Source organism: Bradyrhizobium sp. AUGA SZCCT0169 (genome assembly GCF_018130085.1).
In the GTDB taxonomy this organism is placed as follows: domain Bacteria; phylum Pseudomonadota; class Alphaproteobacteria; order Rhizobiales; family Xanthobacteraceae; genus Bradyrhizobium.
The window spans coordinates 58,006-76,848 of record NZ_JAFCMC010000020.1; the positions used below are offsets into that span (position 1 = coordinate 58,006).

Genomic DNA, 18,843 nt, shown 5'->3' on the forward strand with positions numbered 1-18,843 from the left:
TTCCCTTCGTTTTTTCAGGGACTTACCGGGCAATCGCCGGGTTCCGGAGCGCCTGTCATGGAGAGGCGAATAGCGAATGGCGAATAGCGAATGGAACCCCTATTCGCCATTCGCTAATCCCTCACTGCCCGAACACCACCGCATGCATGATCCGCCCGGGGACGAAGGTAAACAGCCCCGCAACGACCAGCGCGCCGGCAAAGATCGAGATCATCGTGATCTTGTGGCCGCGGACCTTGTGCCAGCGCGCGTACCACACGCCGAGCACCAGCATGACCGGCGTGAAGATCGAGAGCAGATGGATCGGGCTCCAGGGACCCAGCAGCCTGATCTCGTGGATCCAGAACGAGGAGATCGCGACCACGGCCATTAGGCCAACCCAGATCCAGCCCAGCGTCCGGTGCGGCAGCGTTCCCTTCGGGGCCGCGAACTGGACGACGCCCAGCGCGAACGCAGCCATGGCCGCAAAGGCATGAAGCGGGATCGCGGGAGCGGCATCCAGCAACGGCGCGAGGCTCATGACGGACGCTCCCCAAGGCTCCATCCCGCGGCCGCCGGCTCGACGGCATCACGCGCGGCGGAAAACGCTAAACTGATCTCTTAATGTAAATATCATTTACATCGGCCGGAGTCAAAGTGCTGCGGCGCACAACGACACATAGCTGAATCAAACTGTTGGGGCAGGTTCTCAAGAATAAACACCAGCCAACCGAGCTTGCTCGAGCCGCCGATTTTTCGGCGGCTCACAAGCTCCGGTCAGGCCTGAACGGTGCCCGATCAGAACGGGATGTCGTCGTCCATGTCGTTGTTGCGTCCGGCGCCCGCTGCAACCGCGCGCCGCGGCGCGGAAGTGGCCTGGCCGCCGCCAAAATCGCCGCTGGAATCGTCGGAGCCAAAACTGCCGCCCCCGCCGCCGGAGCGGCCGTCGAGCATGGTCAGGGTCGAATTGAAGCCCTGCAGCACCACTTCGGTCGAGTATTTCTCGACCCCGCTCTGGTCGGTCCATTTGCGGGTCTGCAGCGCACCCTCGATGTAAACCTTGGCGCCCTTCTTCAGGTACTGCTCGGCGACCTTGCAGAGCCCTTCATTGAAGATCACCACGCGGTGCCACTCGGTCTTTTCCTTGCGCTCGCCGGTGCCCTTGTCGCGCCAGGTTTCAGAGGTCGCGATGCTCAGATTGGCGATCGGCCGCCCGTCCTGTGTCCGCCGGATTTCCGGATCCTTGCCGAGGTTTCCGACCAGGATCACCTTGTTCACGCTTCCCGCCATCGTCGCTCTCCACTCAAAATCGGTACCAAAAACTGCTGCGCCACCGCTGCAATCGGCCGGCACGGGCCGCCCGATTGGCCGCCTCATCCGCATCAGGGACATTTGAGACGACCCTATACGCCCGATGGCCGCCCCGACTTAGCGATCCCTCGGCAAAGCAGCGGTTATCCACATATAGCATTGCCCGCAGCATTGTTCCAGTTTTGTTCTACGCAACCTCAGGTCATCGACGCCCGGCCGGTATTCCGGTATTTGCTCCGTGCCGGAAGCCGCGCGGAGCTGGGAGCTGTGTGGCGGATATTCTAAACAAATCATTACCTTGAAGGTCTACACTTCGCCCGCGAGTGTTGCATTTCGGAGACGGCATTTCCGGTTGAATTGGCGTATGGCTTGTCCAGCGGCGCGGCGCTCGCGTCTTGGACAAAAACGCTTCGGGACCAACGGGAAGCGACCAAAGGACTGGGGACTATTTGAAATGAAGAAGTTTTTGCTTGGTACTGTTGCTCTCGTTGCCTTTGCGGCTCCCGCCGCTGCGGCTGATCTCGCTGCGCGTCCTTACACCAAGGCCCCCCCGATGATCGCGGCAGTCTATGACTGGAGCGGTTTCTACATCGGCGCCAACGGTGGTTGGGGTTCGAGCCACAAGTGCTGGGACGTCGTTCCGGTCGCTGGTCCTCTCCTTGCCGAAGGATGTCATGATGCGACCGGTGGCACGGCCGGTGGTCAGATCGGCTATCGCTGGCAGGCGGCTTCCTGGGTTTTCGGTCTTGAAGCGCAGGGCAACTGGGCCGACTTCAGCGGCTCGCGCGTAAGCCAGCAGTTCATCCTGGCTCCGGGCGATGCGACGGATCGCTCGCGCATCCGCAGCTTCGGCTTGTTCACCGGTCAGGTCGGTTACGCCTGGAATAACGCCCTGCTGTACGTGAAGGGTGGCGCTGCAGTCACCGAGGATCGCTACGAACATCGCTTCACCGGAACCAACGTGATTTTCGACTCGGCCAGGGAAACCCGCTGGGGCGGCGTCGTCGGTGTCGGCCTCGAATACGGCTTCGCCCCGAACTGGTCTGCCGCGGTCGAATACGATCACATGTTCATGGGCGATCGCAATCTGACCTTCGCAACGCCCGCTGGTCTGGTGTCCACGGTCGACCGCATCAGTCAGGACGTCGATCTCGTCACCGTCCGCGTCAACTATCGTTGGGGCGGCCCGGTCATCGCGAAGTACTGATCTACGCGAACCGCCAATACCAAATAACGAAAGGCCGGCCTCGTGCCGGCCTTTTTGTTTGAGGGCATCTTGCCTGCCGCGCGTTCCATCCACTCGGTTCCGCTGCCATCTGCTGCCATTGCTATTCCTTGGCAACTCCTTGCAAAACAAACCGTTGATGGCTTGCTGCGAGCACTGGAAATCCCGGCCCGTTCTTCCTACGTTCCAGCTTTCTGCCATCGGCGCCCGGCTAAGGTCTTCCCTGGCCATGCGCGCCCAACGTGGCGCGCCTCCACGCGCCTGGAAATGCCGATATGGATGAAGTGCTGAGGGCGAAGCGCCAAACCAACGCCGGCTCGGGAACGCGCGCGATAACGATCCGCGGCGCGCGCGAGCACAATCTGAAAAACATCGACGTCGAGATTCCCCGCGACAAGCTTGCGGTATTCACGGGCCTGTCCGGCTCCGGCAAATCCTCGCTCGCCTTCGACACCATCTATGCCGAGGGTCAGCGCCGCTACGTCGAGTCGCTCTCGGCCTATGCGCGCCAGTTCCTCGAGATGATGCAGAAGCCCGACGTCGACCAGATCGACGGACTGTCGCCGGCGATCTCGATCGAGCAGAAGACGACGTCGAAAAACCCGCGCTCGACGGTCGGCACCGTTACCGAGATCTACGACTACATGCGCCTGCTATGGGCGCGCGTCGGCGTGCCCTATTCGCCCGCAACGGGCCTGCCGATCGAGAGCCAGCTGGTGTCGCAGATGGTCGACCGCGTGCTGGCGCTGCCCGAAGGCACGCGGCTCTACCTGCTGGCACCGGTCGCGCGCGGCCGCAAGGGCGAGTACAAGAAGGAGCTCGCCGAATACCTCAAGAAGGGCTTCCAGCGCGTCAAGATCGACGGCAGCTTCTATGAGCTCGCCGAAGCGCCCACGCTCGACAAGAAATTCCCGCACGACATCGACGTCGTCGTCGACCGCATCGTGGTCCGCCCCGACATCGGCCAGCGCCTCGCCGAAAGCTTTGAGACCGCCTTAAAACTCGCTGAAGGCCTGGCGGTGATCGAATACGCCGACGCGCCCGCGGGCGCTGCCGAGGAAAAGAAGTCCGACAAGAAAACGGCAAAGATCCACGACAAGACCGGCCCGGAACGGATTTTGTTTTCGGAGAAATTCGCCTGCCCGGTTTCTGGCTTCACCATTCCCGAGATCGAGCCCCGGCTGTTCTCGTTCAACAACCCCTATGGCGCCTGCCCGGCCTGCGGCGGCCTCGGCGTCGAGCAGCATATCGACGAAGACCTCGTCATCCCCGACAAGGAGCTGACCTTGCGCAAGGGCGCGATCGCGCCCTGGTCCAAATCGTCCTCGCCCTATTACATCCAGACGCTGACCGCGCTCGGCAAATTCTACAAGTTCACGCTCGACACCAAATGGAAGGACCTGCCGAAGAAGACGCAGGCCGCTATTCTTCATGGCTCCGGCGACGACGAGATCAAGTTCTCCTATGAGGACGGGGTGCGCTCTTACGACACCAAGAAACCGTTCGAGGGCGTCATCACCAACCTCAACCGCCGTTTTCGCGAGACCGAAAGCGAATGGGCACGCGAGGAGCTGGCAAAGTATTTTTCCGACATCCCCTGCGAGGGCTGCCACGGCTACCGGCTGAAGCCGGAGGCGCTGTGCGTCAAGATCGGCGGCAAGCATATCGGCGAGATCAGTGAACTCTCGGTCAAGCGCGCCGGCGAATGGTTCGAGAGCGTGCCAAAGGCGCTCAACGCCCAGCAGAACGAGATCGCCATCCGCGTGCTGAAGGAGATCCGCGAGCGGCTGTCCTTCCTGCTCGACGTCGGCCTCAATTATCTGACGCTGTCGCGTTCGTCCGGTACGCTCAGCGGCGGCGAAAGCCAGCGCATCCGCCTCGCCTCCCAGATCGGCTCGGGGCTGACAGGCGTGCTCTATGTGCTGGACGAGCCATCGATCGGCCTGCACCAGCGCGACAATGCGCGGCTCTTGGAAACGCTGAAGCGGCTGCGCGACCTCGGCAATACCGTGATCGTGGTCGAGCATGACGAGGACGCCATTCGCCTCGCCGATTTCGTGCTCGACATCGGCCCCGGCGCCGGCATGCATGGCGGCCACATCGTGGCGCAAGGCACGCCCGCCGAGGTCATGGCCAATCCGAAATCGCTGACCGGAAAGTACCTCACCGGCGAATTGTCGGTGGCGATCCCCGAGCGCAAGCCGCCGAACCATCGCCGAACCATCAAGGTGATCAACGCCCGCGGCAACAATCTGAAAAACGTCTCGGCCGAAATTCCGCTCGGCCTGTTCACCTGCGTGACCGGCGTCTCCGGCGGCGGCAAGTCGACGCTATTGATCGACACGCTCTACAAAGCGATCGCGCGAAAACTCAACAACGCCAGCGAAGGCGCCGCGCCCCACGACCGCATCGAGGGGCTGGAGCATATCGACAAGATCATCGACATCGACCAGTCGCCGATCGGCCGCACCCCGCGTTCCAACCCCGCGACCTATACCGGCGCGTTCACGCCGATCCGCGAATGGTTCGCCGGCCTGCCCGAAGCCAAGGCGCGCGGCTACGAGCCCGGGCGCTTCTCCTTCAACGTCAAGGGCGGTCGCTGCGAGGCTTGCCAGGGCGACGGCGTCATCAAGATCGAGATGCACTTCCTGCCCGACGTCTACGTCACCTGCGACGCCTGCAAGGGCAAGCGCTACAACCGCGAGACCCTGGAAGTCCTGTTCAAGGGCAAGAGCATCGCCGACGTGCTCGACATGACGGTCGAGGAAGCCGCCGAGTTCTTCAAGGCCGTCCCGCGCGTCCGCGAAACTTTTAAGACGCTGCACCGCGTCGGCCTCGACTATATCCATGTCGGCCAGCAGGCCACCACGCTGTCCGGCGGCGAAGCCCAGCGCGTCAAGCTGGCAAAGGAACTGTCAAAGCGCGCAACGGGCCGCACGCTTTACATCCTGGACGAGCCCACCACCGGGCTGCATTTCCACGACGTCGCCAAGCTGCTCGAAGTGCTGCACGAGCTGGTGTCGCAGGGCAACACGGTCGTCGTCATCGAGCACAATCTCGAGGTGATAAAAACCGCCGACTGGGTCATCGACCTCGGCCCCGAAGGCGGCGACGGCGGCGGCGAAATCGTCGCCTGGGGTCCGCCGGAGGATATCGTGAAAGCGCCGCGGAGCTATACCGGCAAGTTTCTGGAGCCGGTGCTGAAGCGGGCGGCGGGAAAGCCGCGGAAGAGTACGGGGGCGAGTGAGGCGGCGGAGTAGACAACCGGACGTGAGGAGAGCCATTTGAGCGATACGCTCACTTAGATTCAGGCTCTTGTGACGCGGGGTTTGCTCCGCATTTCCGATCACGGCTATGACGAGCTTGCCAAGGATGATATATTGGTAACTGAGGTGCTGGTTGGTATCGATACCGCTGTTGTTGTCGAGGACTATCCGGCGGCAATGCGGGGACCCAGCGTTCTCGTTCTACAGTGGGACATCTTGCGGAGGCCGGTTCATGTGGTTTGGGCAATCCCAAAGGATCAATCGGATCCTGCGGTACTAGTCACGGCATATCGACCCGACCAAGAGCGATGGTCATCTGACTTCATGCGACGGAAGAAATGATGCTCCGAAAAACCGTCAAACTCATTCACGAAGGCCGTTATGCGGCAGAAGTCCCGGTTGAGCTCATCGAGGACGATACCGGATGGTCGCCATACCTTTCCTTGGAAGATGCACAGAAGCTTGATGCCGTCCGGCTGGCGTTGCGCAGAGGTGAAATCGCGGAAGCCGCAAGGCATGGCCTGGTATTCGAATTGACGCCAATTTCCGCTTAGCAGGTTGGCTCGTAGGGCGGAATAGCGCGGCGTATTCCGTTCTTCTGCGCCCTAAGCCGCGTCCGCCGGCCTCACCCGCTTCGCAATCTCCGCGCCCTTCTCCCGCTCAACGATGCCGATGTCATATTGGCCCTGCAAGTCGAGCCAGAACTGCGCCCCATTGCCAAAATAGCGTCCAAGGCGCACCGCCGTGTCAGCCGTAATCGAACGGCGACCGTTGAGAATGTCGGTGACGCGGCCTGAGGGTACGCCGATATCGAGCGACAAACGGTTGGCACTGAGCTTGCGAGCGGCTAGTTCGCGCTTCAATAAACGACCGGGGTGTACGACAGGAGCCATGACGGTCAACCTTTGTGGTAGTCCACGATCTCAACCTCGTGGGCATCGCCTTTGTGAAACTCGAAACAGATACGCCAGCGCTCGTTGACCGTCATCGCCCACTGCTTCTTGCGATCACCCTTGAGCTTGTGAAGGCCTACGCTTTTCAACGGACTTAAGTCGCTGAGTGACTTTGCTACATTCAATGCCACCAACAGATCGATCGCAGCTTCGAAATCCAGCCCGCGAAATTGATTTGGCTGTTCGCCGTCCCAAACCTTGCGGGTCGCGGAATTCCGCCATGATCGGATCATGGCATAAATATACTACGTCAAGCGGTGAACAGCAAGGATAGAGAACGAATAGAACAGCGTCGGCTCCACTATCCGCGGGCGGCAGGTTACCCCTGGGTCGGGCATTTGAATTGACACCACTCTCTGCCTGGACAAGCTAGGTCCATGCCCAGCCCGATTTACACCTTGTTCCGCAATGCGATCCTGGCCGAACAGCAGGTGGTCTGCACCTATGAAGGCCGCCATCGCGAATTGTGCCCGCATATCCTGGGTCTCAACAAGCGTGGTGAGGAAGTCGTGCTGGCGTGGCAATTTGCCGGACAAAGCAGTGGCAAGCTACCGCAGTGGCGGTGCCTGCGGCTTGCCGACGTCAGAAATGCCAATCCGCGTAACGGGCCATGGCACGCGGGAGGCTCTCACCGCACCGAGCAAACTTGCGTCAGCAGCATCGACCTCGACATCAATATTCACGTGCGCAAGTTGCGGTAGCGCGGCCGGCCAGTGTCGCGGACGTCCCTTTGCAGTAACGCGCTGCTCGCCCTCGCCCTACACCGTCCAATAATGCGGGTGCGGGTAGGATCGCGAGCGGTCGCCCCAGTCGAAGCCGTCTTCATCGAACTCGGACGGACCGGCGCGCAAATCGTCCAACGTCAGCTCGACCACGAAGGCCTGACGCGCGGGATCAAACCTGAGTTCGTCCCACCGCACGGGATAATGGTGATGGGTGGCGAGCAGCCCGCCGGTTTTTATCACGGCATACGCGACGGTTCCGCGCACCTTGTCCAGCATCAGTCGTTCGATCGTGCCGAGTTTCGCGCCGTCTCGGCCGTAGACGTTCGCGTGCTCGACGCGATCACTGGGCACCAGGGTATGCGGCATGGCATCCTCCCTGTTTTTCTCTGTTCTCCAGCCAATTATAGCACCAATGAGCCGGACATGCGCGCGCCCGGCAGCCGCGGCGCACGGACGCATGTAGGATGGGTAGAGCGCAGCGAAACCCATCAATCTCGCGCGCGGAGGGATGATGGGTATCGCGGAGCCTGTCATCGGGCGCGCATTCGCGCGACCCGTTGGCTCCACCCATCCTACGACCTCTACCGCCGTAAAAACATCCCGAACGCCCGCGGTCCGTCGCCGACCTTGATCTCACCGGTCACTTTCAATTCGACCGCATCGATCACGCTGATCGAGTTGCTCTCCCAGTTCGCCACGATGATCTGCCTGCCGTCCGCCGTCGCCGCGATCCCTTCCGGATAATCGCCGACATGGATGCGCTTGACCGGCGCAAGCGTCGCGAGATCGAACACGCTGACGGTGCCGTCATACTGGTCGCTGACGAAGCCGCGGCCCTGGGCAAGTGCGACCGCGTAGGGGCGCAGGCCCGTCTTCACGCGCCCGATCTCGCGGTTATCCGCGATGTCGATCACGGAGACGTCGTTCGATCCGACATTGGCGGTGTAGGCCCGCCGGCCCTCCGCATCGATCGTGATGCCGAACGGGCGCGTGCCGACCTTGATGATCGCCCGGCGTTCGCGCGTCGCGGTATCGATGACGGATACGCTGTCGGCATCGCGGTCCGCCGAGAGCAGCAGCCGCCCGTCCGGTGTGACCACAAGTCCCGACGGCGATGCGCCGACCGCGATATCGGCGATCACGCGCTGCTCTTTCGGGTCAATCACCCGCACCGCCGCGGCGTACCAGTCGGCGACATAGACCGCGCCGCCATCCGGCGCCACCGCAACGCCGAGCGGACCGCCGCCGACGTTGATCCTGCCGACCACCTGGCGTGCGGCGGCATCGACCACGGTGAGCGCCTTGGCGTCGGGGCTCGTCACATAGGCGAAGCGTCCATCCGGCGTGATGGCTACCCCTGCCGGCTTGCCGCCGATCGCGATGGTCGCGACCGGCCGCGACGTCGCGAGGTCAACGACGGTGAGATTTTCGCTGAGCTGATTGGTGACGAACGCCTCCTCGGCCCGGGCGGCCCAGACCGTGCCGATGCTGGCGACCGCAGCCGCCAGAACGACATAGCGTTTTCCAGCGAAGTGGACCCGGTTCGCGCTCAGAAAACGCGTCAAGACAAGACTCTAGCCCGCACGGTCAGCTTCCGCTTTCGACCTTCTTCTTCAGCGCCTCGAGGCCCGCTTTGTAAAGCCCGCTCACCGCCTTCACGGCGGCCTGGTCGCTCAGCTCCGGCGGCGGATCGTTGTTGGGAAAACCGCGGTAGAACGCGCCGGCCCACTCCAGGCTGCTTCCCTTGCCGTCGGCGCTGGGCGTGACCGTCAGGGTGGACGAATAGTTGGTGACCGGCAGCACCTTCACGTCGACGGCCGTGATCCGGTAGGAATAGGTCATCTTCTCGGCATCGTACTTATAGAGTTCCTCATCGACGGTCGCACCACCAGCCAGCGTCAGCCGCCGCGTGGCCTCGATCTCGTTGCCTTTGCTGCCCTCGGTCTTGCTGACCGGCTGCAGCCAGCTCATGTCCTGGAAATTGCCGATCACGGCCCACACCTTGGCCGGCGGCGCGTTGATCTCGATCGATTCCCGCACCTTCTGGCGGGTCGGCCCGTGCGCCCAGGCCACCCCCATGACTGCCAGCGCCGCCACCACGGCCCCCACCCTCGCGGTCGTTCTCATGTCGTTTCCTCTTGGTCCTTATGGCCGCGCAGGCGCGCGGCGGCGTTATGGCAACGCATTTTCATACCAAAGGAGGCTGGTTTGTGGCGCCGCCGGACCGCGCGGCGTATTCAGCCTGGAGCACGCTCGCGCGGCGCAACTCGCTTCGCTGGTGCGCCCTACCTCTCCCGCTTCTCCAGCGACGCGGCAATCCGCTCCAGAAACCCGTTCATCCGCCGCGTCTCCGCGACCTGCTGCTCGTAAAGCTCGATCGTGGTCGAGCCGGAAGATCCACGCGCCTGCATGCCGTTGCGGCGCGCGAACCAGCACCACACCGCGATCAGTAGTACGAACGGCAGCCATGCGACCGCAAACGATATCCATTCATTCATAAGAAACGTCTCCGATTTCGATCACACCGGGCAATTGACAGCGACAGCGCGCTACGATGGTGGCTTGCCGCTCGAGCTCGCTCACATGTTTCCTTAGTGCGGTCGGCGGTCTCAAGTTCACCCGGCGCTATCAGAACTGGTCGACATCCCGGCGCTGCGGCATCCACTCGTCGACCACCGCTTCCACAAATCCGGCCGGATCGTTGCAGAACTCCCGCATTACCCGGTAGTGGTCGGTCTGTTCGACGGTCACAGGCTCCAGGCCATACTTCGATAGCCGCAGCAGGCGCGCGCCGGGATAGGCCATCAGCATTGGCGCGTGCGTTGCCATCACGACCTGGCAATGCGTCGATTGTTCCATGCGGTACATCAACTTCAAAAATTCCATCTGCCGCGCCGGCGACAGCGCGGCTTCGGGTTCGTCGAAGATGAACAGGCCCTGCCGCTGGCAGCGCTCTTCGAAGAAGCGCAAAAAGCCCTCGCCGTGCGAGTAGGACAGGAAGTCCGAGCTGCTTCCGACCGAATCGAGATATCTGGCGATCGAGAAGAAGGTCTCGGCGCGGAAGAACCAGCCATTGGTGATCTTCGGCAGCCAACTCGCGCGCAGCGCCTCAGAAAGCTCCCCTCCCATCTTCTCACGCGCATCCGAATGGTCGACGGCCCGGTAGCCCTTGCCGCCGCCTGCGTCGTCAAAGCCCGAGAGCACGGCAATGCCCTCCAGCAGCGTGGATTTGCCGGTGCCATTCTCGCCGGCGATGATGGTGATGGGCCGGTCGAACTCCAGTTCGAGCCCATCGCGCAGGAACGGCAGGCAGAACGGATAGGCCTCGCGGTCGGCGATAGCAGCTGGATCGAGCCAGACGCGCCGGAGATATGGCGCGGGCATATCGATGACGCGGTTTCGTCTTTTGCTCATGCAAAGGGCCTGCGGACGACCAGGAATGGTCAGCGCATCCAATACGCGTGGCGAAATGAAATCAAGAACAGAAAGGGAATCGCTCTCCCAAGCCAGGTCTAGAATGTGCCCGAAGTCACAGAGCGACACGACCGCATCGCGTAGCCCTTATCATCGCGGCGGGAATGGTCTCGCTCCAGGCATTAAGGGGAACGACATGACCAATCTGAACAATGACATTCGCGAACTCGCAACGGATGAGCTGAACGGCGTCAGCGGCGGACGGTCCGACCTCGGTCAGCAACTTCAGTTCGCGCTTCAGGAAGCGAACAACGTCTATTCGAGGGCCTCGAAGGCTCAGTCGGACGTGAGCTCAAAGTGGTCTCAGACCCTCGACGGCATTGCCCAGAATTTGAAGTAACGAGTCCAGCCCAGCCGCCTCCTCCGTCATTCCCCGATGCGCAATTGCGCATCTGAGGGCGCGCCTCTTGGCGCGAACCCGGAATCCATCAGGCCGCACACGCCGACGCCCGATGGATTCTCTGATGTGCAATTGCACATCAAAGCTCTCGCTACGCGAGCTCCGGAATGACGACGGCGAGTATTTCTCGACTGCGACAAAACAACACGACGGGCAAATCAATTCTGATTTATCGAAATCGTGTCAAGCGGAAAATTTCCGACAATCAAAAATTTTTCTCTTTCCTCCGACCCCAAATCACCTGCACATCAATAGCCATCCCGTCCCACTCGGAGGGGTGTCGGCCGTCGTCACAACGAGGGGCGGGTCGCGGTGGACGCTGAGGTTGCGATTGACGGTCGCGGCTGAAGCGTACGGCAAAAGCGTGTGGTCCTGGCGCCCGTAACGGCGTCAAGTCTTCGGGAGCTAACGCTTCCGAGGGACGACGGTGGCAATAGAGACCGTCTCACCGGGGAGAGCACGCCATAAGTCGTAAAGCCACTGCGCAGGGAATGTCGGATGCTCTCCGCTGCCCTGTATGCTCGTGTGCAGCTTTGTTTGCACTATTCGCACACGAGACCGCGGGTGCAGCGCGCATCCGGCATTCCCTGCGCCCTCTGAATTTTTTGGGGGCGAACGATTTCAAGCACAACTCGGGCGCAACGCGTCGCGAGAATGCGAAGCCACATCCACGTGTCGTCCCGGCGAAGGCCGGGCCCCATAACCCCAGGGAGTAGTTTTGCGAATGGTCTCTGCTACCGAGCTTCATAGAGAGATCACGCGGTATGGGTCCCGGCCCCCCGTGCGCAATTGCGCACTAGGCCGGGACGACAGCAGAAACCGATCAAAGCACTTCGAGCACCAGCTCCATCGTCATCAGCACCGGATTGTCGCCGCGCATCAGCCGGCCTTCGGCGATTCCGCCGAGATAATCCACCAACGCAATATCCAGCGTCGCCTCCAGCGTACCGTCGGCGGTTGACGTGATGGTGCCCGAGCGGATCGCAAGCTCGGTCGCGAACGGCACGACGGATCGGCCATCGGTGAACTGCGCGCCGATCGTGCTACCGACCCCGCCATGAATGCGGGCCTGAAAGATCCCGTGTTGCCGGCAGAATGCTTCCAGCGCACACGCGAAATCCTGGTTCGGCCGCAACCGCAGCGCAAAGGCCCGGCTCGTGGTGTCAGCACCGGTCGCCTCGCGCGGCACCGGCCCGAACAGTTTGAAGTTGGTCTCGCTATCCACCTCGGCGGTAAAGACAGCGCCATCGATCCCGAACGCTTCCACCGCGAACGGCTCGGCGACGATGCTCTCCTCGGGCAGGATATGACCACCGTGCAGGTCGCCATCGGTCTCGGTCCACAGGCCATGGCAGTGGAAAAACGGCGCGCCGTCGCGCTCGCCAAGAGTCATCGCCGCGAACTTGAGCTGCGTGACGCCTTCGGGCCGGAAGGTGTCGCTGTAGAACGCGGCATTGGCGCCGGTCTTGGACAGCGCCGGCATCACATAGGCAAACGGCCCGAGCGCCCCGCCCCGCATGCTCAGCACGCCGCCGGCAAATCCGGCCTCGGCAAAGCCGCGACGCGCGGCTTCCAGCAGCGGCAGGCCGGCTTGCAGCGTGAACGAGAACGCGCGGCCGCACGCCTCGACCCACTGGATGCGTTCAGGGTTGGGCGGACCGGGCTGGACGATGCTTCGCATTGCTTCCGGCACCGGCCGGTTTGCCTTCGCCGCCGTCATCATGATGCGTCTTGCTTGGTGAGGTCGAGCAGTCCGCGCGCCTCGAGTTCGTCGCGCACCAGCCGCTTCGGGATCTTGCCGTAGCCCGACTTCGGCAACGCCTCCCAGAAGAAGAAGCGCTTCGGCATTTTGTAGCGCGGCACCTTCGGCGACAGGAATGCGGCCAGCTCAGCTTCGCTTACCGCAGCGGCGCCCTCACGCGGGACGCAGACGGCAACGCCGACCTCGCCCCAGAACGGGTCGGGCACCCCAAGCACAGCGACCTCGCCGATCCCGGGATGGGTCAAAATCTTCTCCTCGACCTCGCGCGGATAGATGTTGGATCCGCCCGAGATGTACATGTCGGAGGCGCGGCCGGTGATGTAGACAAAGCCCTCCTCGTCCATATGGCCGAGATCGCCGGTGCGGAACCAGCCGTCGCGAAACGCCTTCGCATTGGCATCGGGGTTGTCGTAATAGCCGGCGAACACGGCGGGGCCGATCACGCAGATCTCGCCGGTCTCGAACGGTTTGAGTTCGCGCCCGTCATCGCCCTGGATCGAGACCTGCATGCCGGTGCGCTCGAAGCCACAGGTGCCGATCCGCGCGTGCGGGGAGTCCTCGGGATCATGCAGATTGGCCGGCATGACGGTGATGTTGCCGGTGACTTCGCCGAGCCCGAAATACTGCACCAGCACCTTGCCCAGCTTGTTCAGCGCGGCCTTCTGGTCCTCGCGGTACATCGGCGCGCCGGCATAGATGATGAAGCGGAGCGAGGAATGGTCGTAGCGGTCGACCGCGGGATGCTCGACCATCATCTTCAAAATGGTCGGCACCGTAAAAATGTTGCTGACGCGATGCGCCTCGATCAGCCGGAACGCCTCGTTGATATCGAATTTTTCCGACGGCAGCAGGATGGTCGGCACGCCCCGCGCCGCCTGCACCAGCTGGTGCACGCCGGCGCCATGCGACAGCGGCGCCACCACCAGAGAGGCGTCCTGCTCGGTGGTGCCGGGCATCAAATCGGCGAGATGGTTGGTGACCACAAAGGCCATCTGGCCATGGGTCAGCACCGCCGCCTTGGAGCGTCCCGTGGTGCCCGAGGTGAAGAAGAACCAGCAGGGGTCGTTGTAGTCGACCGCGGTATTGGCAAAACTCTCGCCGGCATGCGCCGCAATGGCGGCGCTCACCGACTTCTCGCCAAAGGCGCCCTCGCCGATCCGCCAGATGAACTCCAGCGCGGGGTTGGCTACGGCGGCGGCGTGTTCCGGGAAATCGCCGTGGCACAAAAACCCCTTGGCACCCGAGGCAGTGGCAAGATAGGCGACCTCGTCCGGCATCAAGCGGAAGTTGGTCGGCACCCAGACCACGCCGAGCCGGAACGCCGCAAACATCGACCAGAACATCTCGTCGCAATTTTTCGAATGCACCAGCAGTCGGTCGCCCTTGACGAGGCCGCGCTCGGCAAGCGCGGCTGAAAGCCCCGAGACGGCGCGGTCGATCTCGCGCCAAGTCCAGGTCCGGTCGCCGTAGATAAAGCCGGTGCGATCGCCATGGCGGCGGGCATTCTGGGTCACCAGATGCGCCAGGTTCATCACCCGGTTCGACATCCGCACGAGGCCGCCGCGCGGCGCGGCTGTGGTTGCGGTTCCCGTCACGTCGGCACCGCCGCACTGCACAAGCCAAGCAAAATCATCATCGTTACGCTTCTCAACACTAATCTGAACGTCCCGGCCGGACGTTAGCAGAAAGCCCGGCCTCTGCCAGCGCGTCCAGGCGTCCTGGTCCAGGCTGCGTGCTTATAGACGCGGCTGCATGGCTGGCCCATGGTGCCATCAGCCAAACGCCGGGAGATCAAGATGGCCAATGAAAAAGGCCCTAACATCAAGAAGAAGCAGAAATGCAAGAATTGCGAGGGCAAGGGCCTGGTGAAGAAGGGCGATAACGTCGTCAAATGCCAGCGCTGCAAGGGGACCGGCGTGCGCTGACCTCCCGATTTTCCACGCCGAAACAGGACCACCCGGCGGGTCCCGGGCGATCCTGTCGTCATCGTTACCGCGCTGCCACGCAGGCCTGCCGACGAGAAAGCCGGCAGGCCCGATCGCAAGCAACCCTACTGCGGATGGTTGGCGAGTTCCTGGTCGGTCAGGCGCCAATCCTGCCACAGCTGAAGCGCGCCGAGCAGAGCCACGACTGCGCCGAGTATCGCGTGCCAAGCCGGCAGAAACGCGTCGCCGGAATAGCCGAAAATCCACGGTGAAGCGATCAGCCAGAGCCCGAGGACGATCTCCGCCACCTCCTCCCAGCGCTGCAATGCGACATATTCCAGCTGGGCGAGGCCGAATACCAGCATGCCGACCACGAACGTATTGAGGATCATGGTGCTGCGATCGGCGGTCATGACCTCGTTGGCCGGCTGCAGGGGAAACCAGGGCGACACCACGATCAGCACGCCAAGCAGCATGCCGAACCAGTCCTCCCACGATCGATGTGTTCTGAAGAAACGAAAGTCCGACATAGTAAACCTCCCATTGAAAAGAGGCATACGTCAGCGGCCGGCTATCCCTGACATTTCCGATCTCGAACCATATCCGGCCGCATCGGGGCGTATGTCTTGCAAAAGACGTAGGTACACCCTAACCGGTTGCAAGACCTCAACAGACCTATTGCGCTGCGCCAAGTTGCTGCAGGCCTTCACGGGCGGTGCGCAGGCTGGGGTTGATCTCCAGGGCTTTGCGGAAATCCGCGACCGCGCCGGCCTTGTTGCCCAGCCGCATCTTGGCCTGGCCGCGGTTATTCCAGGAATAGGCGTCGGCCGGATCGTATTGCAACGCCTTGTCGTAATCGGCAATGCCGCGCTTGGTATCGCCCTGATACAGCCGGATCATGCCGCGGTTGCGCCAGCCCCGGGCATCGGTCGGCGCGATTTTCGCCGCCGCACCGTAATCGGCGGCGGCACGCTCCAGTTGCTCGGTATCGCGATAGACATTGCCGCGGTTGATATAGGCCAGCACGTCCGGCTTCAGCTTGATCTGAATGCTGTAATCGGCGATCGCGCGGGTGGTGTCGCGCTTGCGATGATGGAGATAGCCGCGGTTGCCATAGGCGATGGCGAGCGACGGGTTGTGTTTGATGGCGGCGTCGAAATCGGTCAGCGCGCGATCGAGGTCGCCTTTTCCGACCCAGGCGTCGCCGCGATTGTTGTAGGCCAACGCGAAGGTCGGATCGATTCGGAGCGCCGCGTCATAGTCGGAAATGGCGTGATCGAGTCCGCGCTTGAAGGCATAGACCCGTCCGCGATTGGTATAGGCGCAGGCATAGTCCGGATCGAGCTTGATCGCCTCATTGAGGTCGGCCATGGCGGCGTCGAGTTCACGCTTCTCGGTAAGCCCGTGGCCGCGGTTGCAATAGGCGCCGGCGAGCCTCTTGCCGGTCTCGGTCTTGCCATCGATCACGACGCTGCAGGCCGTTACCCGCTCATTCGGCGCCGTCGTCGTGTTGGTACAGGCCTGCCAGTTCCGGTCGCCCCCGGCAGATGCGGCTGGCGCTTGCGTGAACGTCAGCGATGCGCCCAGCAGCGATGCGGTCAAACAGGTCAAAATGCGCATGATGTCACCCCGGCAAGCGATTTCTCCCTTGGTCGCTCGTTTGCATCATCGGGTTCACATGCCTACATGAGTAGGGTGAATCGCATGGAACTCCTCGCATGACCGTCCGCAACAACAAGGCCCAAAACCGCTTCGAACTCGACGTCGAGGGTGCGGTAGCGTTTGCGAATTATCGGCTGACCCCGTCGGCTGTTATCATCACCCATACCGAGACGCCGAGGGCGCTGCGCGGCCGCGGCATTGCCTCCGAACTGGTCAAGGGCGCGCTGGAATTGATCCGCGCCGACGGCCACAAGGTGATCGCCGGCTGCGGTTTTGTTGTCGACTACCTGCAGAAAAATCCGCAATTTGCAGACCTGACCGCCTAATTTCGTCGTCCCGGCCTAGTGCGCGATTGCGCACGGGGCCCGGGACCCATAACCACCGGGGGGAGTTTTGCGGATGGTCTCTGCTCCCGAGCCTTCCGAGAGATCACGCGGTATGGGTCCCTGCGTTCGCAGGGCGCAGCGACGACAATCTATACAATCTTGATCGACATATCCGGCAGCCCTTCCAGCTTGCACAGCAGCACGTCACCCTTCACGACCGGGCCGACATTTTCAGGCGTGCCCGAATAGATGATGTCGCCGGCCTTCAGCTCGAAGGCATCCGACAATTTGGCGATCTGCTCAGCGACGCTCCAGATCATGTTCTGCAGGTTGGAGTTCTGCTTGACGGTGCCGTTCAGCGCCAGCGAGATCGCGCCCTTGGTGAAATGGCCGGTCTTGGCGGCGGGGTGGATCGGGCCGAGCACCGCAGAACGGTCAAAGCTCTTGCCGATCTCCCAGGGCTTCTTCTCGTCGCCCAACGCGCGCTGCAGGTCGCGCCGCGTCATGTCGAGGCCGAGCGCATAGCCATAGACGTGATCGAGCGCCTTCTCCGCCGGGATGTTGGTGCCGCCCGATTTGAGCGCTGCCACCAGTTCGACCTCGTAGTGATAGTTCTTGGTCAGTGAGGGATAGGGATGATCGGCGATGCTACCGATCGCGACGTTCTGGATCGCATCCGTCGGCTTCTGAAAAAAGAACGGCGGTTCGCGGGTCGGGTCGGATCCCATTTCGCGCGCATGCGCGGCATAGTTGCGCCCGATGCAATAGATGCGGCGGACCTGATACACGTCGGTCTCGCCGACGATCGGAATGGTCGTCGCCGGTACCGGAAACATCGACTTCGGGCCGGCCTGCGCAGCGGCCGGAGCGCTTGCCGCCGCGCCCGCCAGCGCCAACGCTCCGGTCGTTAGAATGGTTCTGCGGTCGAGGCTGTTCATGATGGTCTCCCTGGTTCACGTTTCTCGTTCAGGCTGTCTCTACAGCCTTTTCGCACAAATTGCATGGCACCTGCGCTTTGCTGCATTGCAGTGAACCGCGTCGCCGCAGCTCGCGACCAACGGCCATCAGCACCGCAAAGGTGCCTCTCACATCTTGAATAGGAAAAGACCATGTTGATCTCTCTGATTGCCGCCTTCAGGCGATACGCCCGCTACCGCTCCGAGCTCGCGAGCATGAGCCAGCTTGACGATCGCATGCTCCGCGACATCGGCATCAGCCGCGCCGACCTTGCCAACTCCGCGCCGCGCTACACCGGGCGCCGGCCGTATCCCTGAACGATCGTTCTCGCGCACATTCCAAAACAAAGAAGGCCCGCGTCACCGCGGGCCTTTTGCCTGTTGATCAGAACGAGAGCGTCAGTGCTTGATCTCCGGCGGCAGCTTGCCGCCATTCGCGGCCAACTTGGTCATCACCTGCTTGTGCAGCCAGATGTTCATGCTCGCTGAATCATTGCTGTCACCGGTATAGCCGAGCTCCTTGGCGAGCTCCTTGCGCGCCGTGAAGCTCGAATCGATGTCGAGCGCCTTCATCAAGTCGACGATCGAGGTGCGCCACGCCAGCTTCTCGCCCTTGGCGGCCACCGCCTTGTCCAGAATCGGAGCGACATCGACCGTTGCCGCCGGTGCTGCGGATCCGCCGGCGGCCGCCGCTTCTGCAGTTGCTCCGCCTGCCGCTCCGCCGGAAGCCGGCGCCGCGTCTGCCTTGGTGCCGAAAATCGCGCCCATGATTTTTCCGAAAATGCTCATCGTTGGCTCCCAGTGGAATTGAATAGGTATGTCGCTAGCGGCACTGTTGACCGGCAGCACCAGCCCGGGCTCGCCTTGCAGTTTAGCCAG

Annotated in this window: 24 protein-coding genes; 9 read left to right on the top strand and 15 right to left on the bottom strand. The window is 62.3% G+C overall.

The window, feature by feature from the left end:
* Positions 1–121 precede the first annotated feature (121 nt).
* Together JQ609_RS21845 and JQ609_RS21850 are read right to left on the bottom strand one after the other, a co-directional pair.
* Positions 122–520 carry a DUF2306 domain-containing protein gene (locus tag JQ609_RS21845; protein ID WP_212274920.1) on the bottom strand — a complete coding sequence of 133 codons (399 nt, stop codon included), beginning with the start codon at positions 518–520 and terminating at the stop codon, positions 122–124.
* Between the two features lie 257 nt (positions 521–777).
* On the bottom strand, positions 778–1,269 hold the full coding sequence (locus tag JQ609_RS21850; protein ID WP_192739871.1) for a single-stranded DNA-binding protein: 492 nt from the start codon (positions 1,267–1,269) through the stop codon (positions 778–780).
* A 475-nt stretch (positions 1,270–1,744) separates the two neighbouring features.
* On the opposite strand from JQ609_RS21850, the gene JQ609_RS21855 reads away from it, so the two are divergent.
* The 4 genes from JQ609_RS21855 (at position 1,745) to JQ609_RS21870 (ending at position 6,335) form a co-directional block, all read left to right on the top strand.
* On the top strand, positions 1,745–2,497 hold the full coding sequence (locus JQ609_RS21855) for an outer membrane protein (protein WP_212274921.1): 753 nt from the start codon (positions 1,745–1,747) through the stop codon (positions 2,495–2,497).
* Positions 2,498–2,790: 293 nt separating this feature from the next.
* A complete protein-coding gene (gene uvrA / locus JQ609_RS21860; protein WP_212274922.1) occupies positions 2,791–5,775 on the top strand; it encodes an excinuclease ABC subunit UvrA in 2,985 nt (994 codons plus the stop codon).
* Positions 5,776–5,832: 57 nt separating this feature from the next.
* Positions 5,833–6,123 carry a DUF4258 domain-containing protein gene (locus JQ609_RS35930; protein WP_409411192.1) on the top strand — a complete coding sequence of 97 codons (291 nt, stop codon included), beginning with the start codon at positions 5,833–5,835 and terminating at the stop codon, positions 6,121–6,123.
* Positions 6,123–6,335 (top strand): hypothetical protein, encoded by a 213-nt coding sequence (locus JQ609_RS21870; RefSeq protein WP_212210519.1) that lies wholly within the window; start codon positions 6,123–6,125, stop codon positions 6,333–6,335. Before JQ609_RS35930 ends, JQ609_RS21870 begins: the two co-directional genes overlap by 1 nt.
* Before the next feature lie 51 nt (positions 6,336–6,386).
* Here JQ609_RS21870 and JQ609_RS21875 read toward each other — a convergent pair whose 3' ends face one another.
* Both JQ609_RS21875 and JQ609_RS21880 read right to left on the bottom strand, forming a co-directional pair.
* A complete protein-coding gene (locus JQ609_RS21875) occupies positions 6,387–6,674 on the bottom strand; it encodes a HigA family addiction module antitoxin (protein ID WP_212274955.1) in 288 nt (95 codons plus the stop codon).
* 5 nt (positions 6,675–6,679) lie between these two features.
* Positions 6,680–6,967 carry a type II toxin-antitoxin system RelE/ParE family toxin gene (locus JQ609_RS21880; protein WP_212274924.1) on the bottom strand — a complete coding sequence of 96 codons (288 nt, stop codon included), beginning with the start codon at positions 6,965–6,967 and terminating at the stop codon, positions 6,680–6,682.
* A gap of 144 nt (positions 6,968–7,111) precedes the next feature.
* Between JQ609_RS21880 and JQ609_RS21885 the strand changes: the two genes are divergently transcribed.
* The gene (locus tag JQ609_RS21885) at positions 7,112–7,435 is read left to right on the top strand and encodes a hypothetical protein (RefSeq protein WP_212210436.1); all 324 of its coding nucleotides are present in this window, start codon (positions 7,112–7,114) and stop codon (positions 7,433–7,435) included.
* 57 nt (positions 7,436–7,492) lie between these two features.
* Here JQ609_RS21885 and JQ609_RS21890 read toward each other — a convergent pair whose 3' ends face one another.
* The 5 genes from JQ609_RS21890 to JQ609_RS21910 all read right to left on the bottom strand — a co-directional run bounded on the left by JQ609_RS21890 (position 7,493) and on the right by JQ609_RS21910 (position 10,873).
* A complete protein-coding gene (locus JQ609_RS21890; protein ID WP_212274925.1) occupies positions 7,493–7,825 on the bottom strand; it encodes a PRC-barrel domain-containing protein in 333 nt (110 codons plus the stop codon).
* A gap of 215 nt (positions 7,826–8,040) precedes the next feature.
* The gene (locus tag JQ609_RS21895; RefSeq protein ID WP_249128290.1) at positions 8,041–8,967 is read right to left on the bottom strand and encodes a cytochrome D1 domain-containing protein; all 927 of its coding nucleotides are present in this window, start codon (positions 8,965–8,967) and stop codon (positions 8,041–8,043) included.
* Positions 8,968–9,046: 79 nt separating this feature from the next.
* Positions 9,047–9,586, bottom strand: coding sequence for an SRPBCC family protein (locus JQ609_RS21900; RefSeq protein ID WP_212210439.1), 540 nt, complete (start codon positions 9,584–9,586; stop codon positions 9,047–9,049).
* Between the two features lie 158 nt (positions 9,587–9,744).
* Positions 9,745–9,957, bottom strand: a complete 213-nt coding sequence (locus JQ609_RS21905; RefSeq protein WP_212210441.1) for a hypothetical protein — start codon at positions 9,955–9,957, stop codon at positions 9,745–9,747.
* Between the two features lie 130 nt (positions 9,958–10,087).
* Positions 10,088–10,873 carry an AAA family ATPase gene (locus tag JQ609_RS21910; protein WP_212210443.1) on the bottom strand — a complete coding sequence of 262 codons (786 nt, stop codon included), beginning with the start codon at positions 10,871–10,873 and terminating at the stop codon, positions 10,088–10,090.
* Positions 10,874–11,069: 196 nt separating this feature from the next.
* Between JQ609_RS21910 and JQ609_RS21915 the strand changes: the two genes are divergently transcribed.
* Positions 11,070–11,273 (top strand): hypothetical protein, encoded by a 204-nt coding sequence (locus tag JQ609_RS21915; RefSeq protein ID WP_212274926.1) that lies wholly within the window; start codon positions 11,070–11,072, stop codon positions 11,271–11,273.
* An 883-nt stretch (positions 11,274–12,156) separates the two neighbouring features.
* Here JQ609_RS21915 and JQ609_RS21920 read toward each other — a convergent pair.
* The gene (locus JQ609_RS21920; protein WP_212274957.1) at positions 12,157–13,014 is read right to left on the bottom strand and encodes a PCC domain-containing protein; all 858 of its coding nucleotides are present in this window, start codon (positions 13,012–13,014) and stop codon (positions 12,157–12,159) included.
* 38 nt (positions 13,015–13,052) lie between these two features.
* On the bottom strand, positions 13,053–14,690 hold the full coding sequence (locus JQ609_RS21925; protein WP_212274927.1) for an acyl-CoA synthetase: 1,638 nt from the start codon (positions 14,688–14,690) through the stop codon (positions 13,053–13,055).
* Positions 14,691–14,891: 201 nt separating this feature from the next.
* On the opposite strand from JQ609_RS21925, the gene JQ609_RS35640 reads away from it, so the two are divergent.
* Entirely contained in the window at positions 14,892–15,020 is a 129-nt protein-coding gene (locus tag JQ609_RS35640; protein WP_283813479.1) for a hypothetical protein, read from the top strand.
* 125 nt (positions 15,021–15,145) lie between these two features.
* Here JQ609_RS35640 and JQ609_RS21930 read toward each other — a convergent pair whose 3' ends face one another.
* Both JQ609_RS21930 and JQ609_RS21935 read right to left on the bottom strand, forming a co-directional pair.
* Positions 15,146–15,550, bottom strand: coding sequence for an SPW repeat protein (locus JQ609_RS21930; protein WP_212274928.1), 405 nt, complete (start codon positions 15,548–15,550; stop codon positions 15,146–15,148).
* A gap of 145 nt (positions 15,551–15,695) precedes the next feature.
* Positions 15,696–16,640 (bottom strand): tetratricopeptide repeat protein, encoded by a 945-nt coding sequence (locus JQ609_RS21935; protein ID WP_212274929.1) that lies wholly within the window; start codon positions 16,638–16,640, stop codon positions 15,696–15,698.
* Between the two features lie 98 nt (positions 16,641–16,738).
* Between JQ609_RS21935 and JQ609_RS21940 the strand changes: the two genes are divergently transcribed.
* Entirely contained in the window at positions 16,739–17,008 is a 270-nt protein-coding gene (locus JQ609_RS21940) for a GNAT family N-acetyltransferase (protein WP_212274930.1), read from the top strand.
* Between the two features lie 149 nt (positions 17,009–17,157).
* On the opposite strand, the gene JQ609_RS21945 is transcribed toward JQ609_RS21940, so the two are convergent.
* Entirely contained in the window at positions 17,158–17,946 is a 789-nt protein-coding gene (locus JQ609_RS21945; protein ID WP_212274931.1) for a fumarylacetoacetate hydrolase family protein, read from the bottom strand.
* A gap of 171 nt (positions 17,947–18,117) precedes the next feature.
* On the opposite strand from JQ609_RS21945, the gene JQ609_RS21950 reads away from it, so the two are divergent.
* A complete protein-coding gene (locus tag JQ609_RS21950) occupies positions 18,118–18,282 on the top strand; it encodes a DUF1127 domain-containing protein (protein WP_212274932.1) in 165 nt (54 codons plus the stop codon).
* Between the two features lie 81 nt (positions 18,283–18,363).
* On the opposite strand, the gene JQ609_RS21955 is transcribed toward JQ609_RS21950, so the two are convergent.
* Positions 18,364–18,753, bottom strand: coding sequence for a DUF3597 domain-containing protein (locus JQ609_RS21955; protein ID WP_212274933.1), 390 nt, complete (start codon positions 18,751–18,753; stop codon positions 18,364–18,366).
* Positions 18,754–18,843 lie beyond the last annotated feature (90 nt).

Excerpts from the sequence above, each read along its gene's own strand:
- JQ609_RS21845 (WP_212274920.1), bottom strand. The coding sequence starts at position 520 with ATGAGCCTCGCGCCGTTGCTGGATGCCGCTCCCGCGATCCCGCTTCAT.
- JQ609_RS21850 (WP_192739871.1), bottom strand. The coding sequence starts at position 1,269 with ATGGCGGGAAGCGTGAACAAGGTGATCCTGGTCGGAAACCTCGGCAAG.
- JQ609_RS21855 (WP_212274921.1), top strand. The coding sequence starts at position 1,745 with ATGAAGAAGTTTTTGCTTGGTACTGTTGCTCTCGTTGCCTTTGCGGCT.
- uvrA (WP_212274922.1), top strand. The coding sequence starts at position 2,791 with ATGGATGAAGTGCTGAGGGCGAAGCGCCAAACCAACGCCGGCTCGGGA.
- JQ609_RS21870 (WP_212210519.1), top strand. The coding sequence starts at position 6,123 with ATGCTCCGAAAAACCGTCAAACTCATTCACGAAGGCCGTTATGCGGCA.
- JQ609_RS21875 (WP_212274955.1), bottom strand. The coding sequence starts at position 6,674 with ATGGCTCCTGTCGTACACCCCGGTCGTTTATTGAAGCGCGAACTAGCC.
- JQ609_RS21880 (WP_212274924.1), bottom strand. The coding sequence starts at position 6,967 with ATGATCCGATCATGGCGGAATTCCGCGACCCGCAAGGTTTGGGACGGC.
- JQ609_RS21885 (WP_212210436.1), top strand. The coding sequence starts at position 7,112 with ATGCCCAGCCCGATTTACACCTTGTTCCGCAATGCGATCCTGGCCGAA.
- JQ609_RS21890 (WP_212274925.1), bottom strand. The coding sequence starts at position 7,825 with ATGCCGCATACCCTGGTGCCCAGTGATCGCGTCGAGCACGCGAACGTC.
- JQ609_RS21900 (WP_212210439.1), bottom strand. The coding sequence starts at position 9,586 with ATGAGAACGACCGCGAGGGTGGGGGCCGTGGTGGCGGCGCTGGCAGTC.
- JQ609_RS21905 (WP_212210441.1), bottom strand. The coding sequence starts at position 9,957 with ATGAATGAATGGATATCGTTTGCGGTCGCATGGCTGCCGTTCGTACTA.
- JQ609_RS21910 (WP_212210443.1), bottom strand. The coding sequence starts at position 10,873 with ATGAGCAAAAGACGAAACCGCGTCATCGATATGCCCGCGCCATATCTC.
- JQ609_RS21915 (WP_212274926.1), top strand. The coding sequence starts at position 11,070 with ATGACCAATCTGAACAATGACATTCGCGAACTCGCAACGGATGAGCTG.
- JQ609_RS21920 (WP_212274957.1), bottom strand. The coding sequence starts at position 13,014 with ATGCGAAGCATCGTCCAGCCCGGTCCGCCCAACCCTGAACGCATCCAG.
- JQ609_RS35640 (WP_283813479.1), top strand. The coding sequence starts at position 14,892 with ATGGCCAATGAAAAAGGCCCTAACATCAAGAAGAAGCAGAAATGCAAG.
- JQ609_RS21930 (WP_212274928.1), bottom strand. The coding sequence starts at position 15,550 with ATGTCGGACTTTCGTTTCTTCAGAACACATCGATCGTGGGAGGACTGG.
- JQ609_RS21935 (WP_212274929.1), bottom strand. The coding sequence starts at position 16,640 with ATGCGCATTTTGACCTGTTTGACCGCATCGCTGCTGGGCGCATCGCTG.
- JQ609_RS21940 (WP_212274930.1), top strand. The coding sequence starts at position 16,739 with ATGACCGTCCGCAACAACAAGGCCCAAAACCGCTTCGAACTCGACGTC.
- JQ609_RS21945 (WP_212274931.1), bottom strand. The coding sequence starts at position 17,946 with ATGAACAGCCTCGACCGCAGAACCATTCTAACGACCGGAGCGTTGGCG.
- JQ609_RS21950 (WP_212274932.1), top strand. The coding sequence starts at position 18,118 with ATGTTGATCTCTCTGATTGCCGCCTTCAGGCGATACGCCCGCTACCGC.
- JQ609_RS21955 (WP_212274933.1), bottom strand. The coding sequence starts at position 18,753 with ATGAGCATTTTCGGAAAAATCATGGGCGCGATTTTCGGCACCAAGGCA.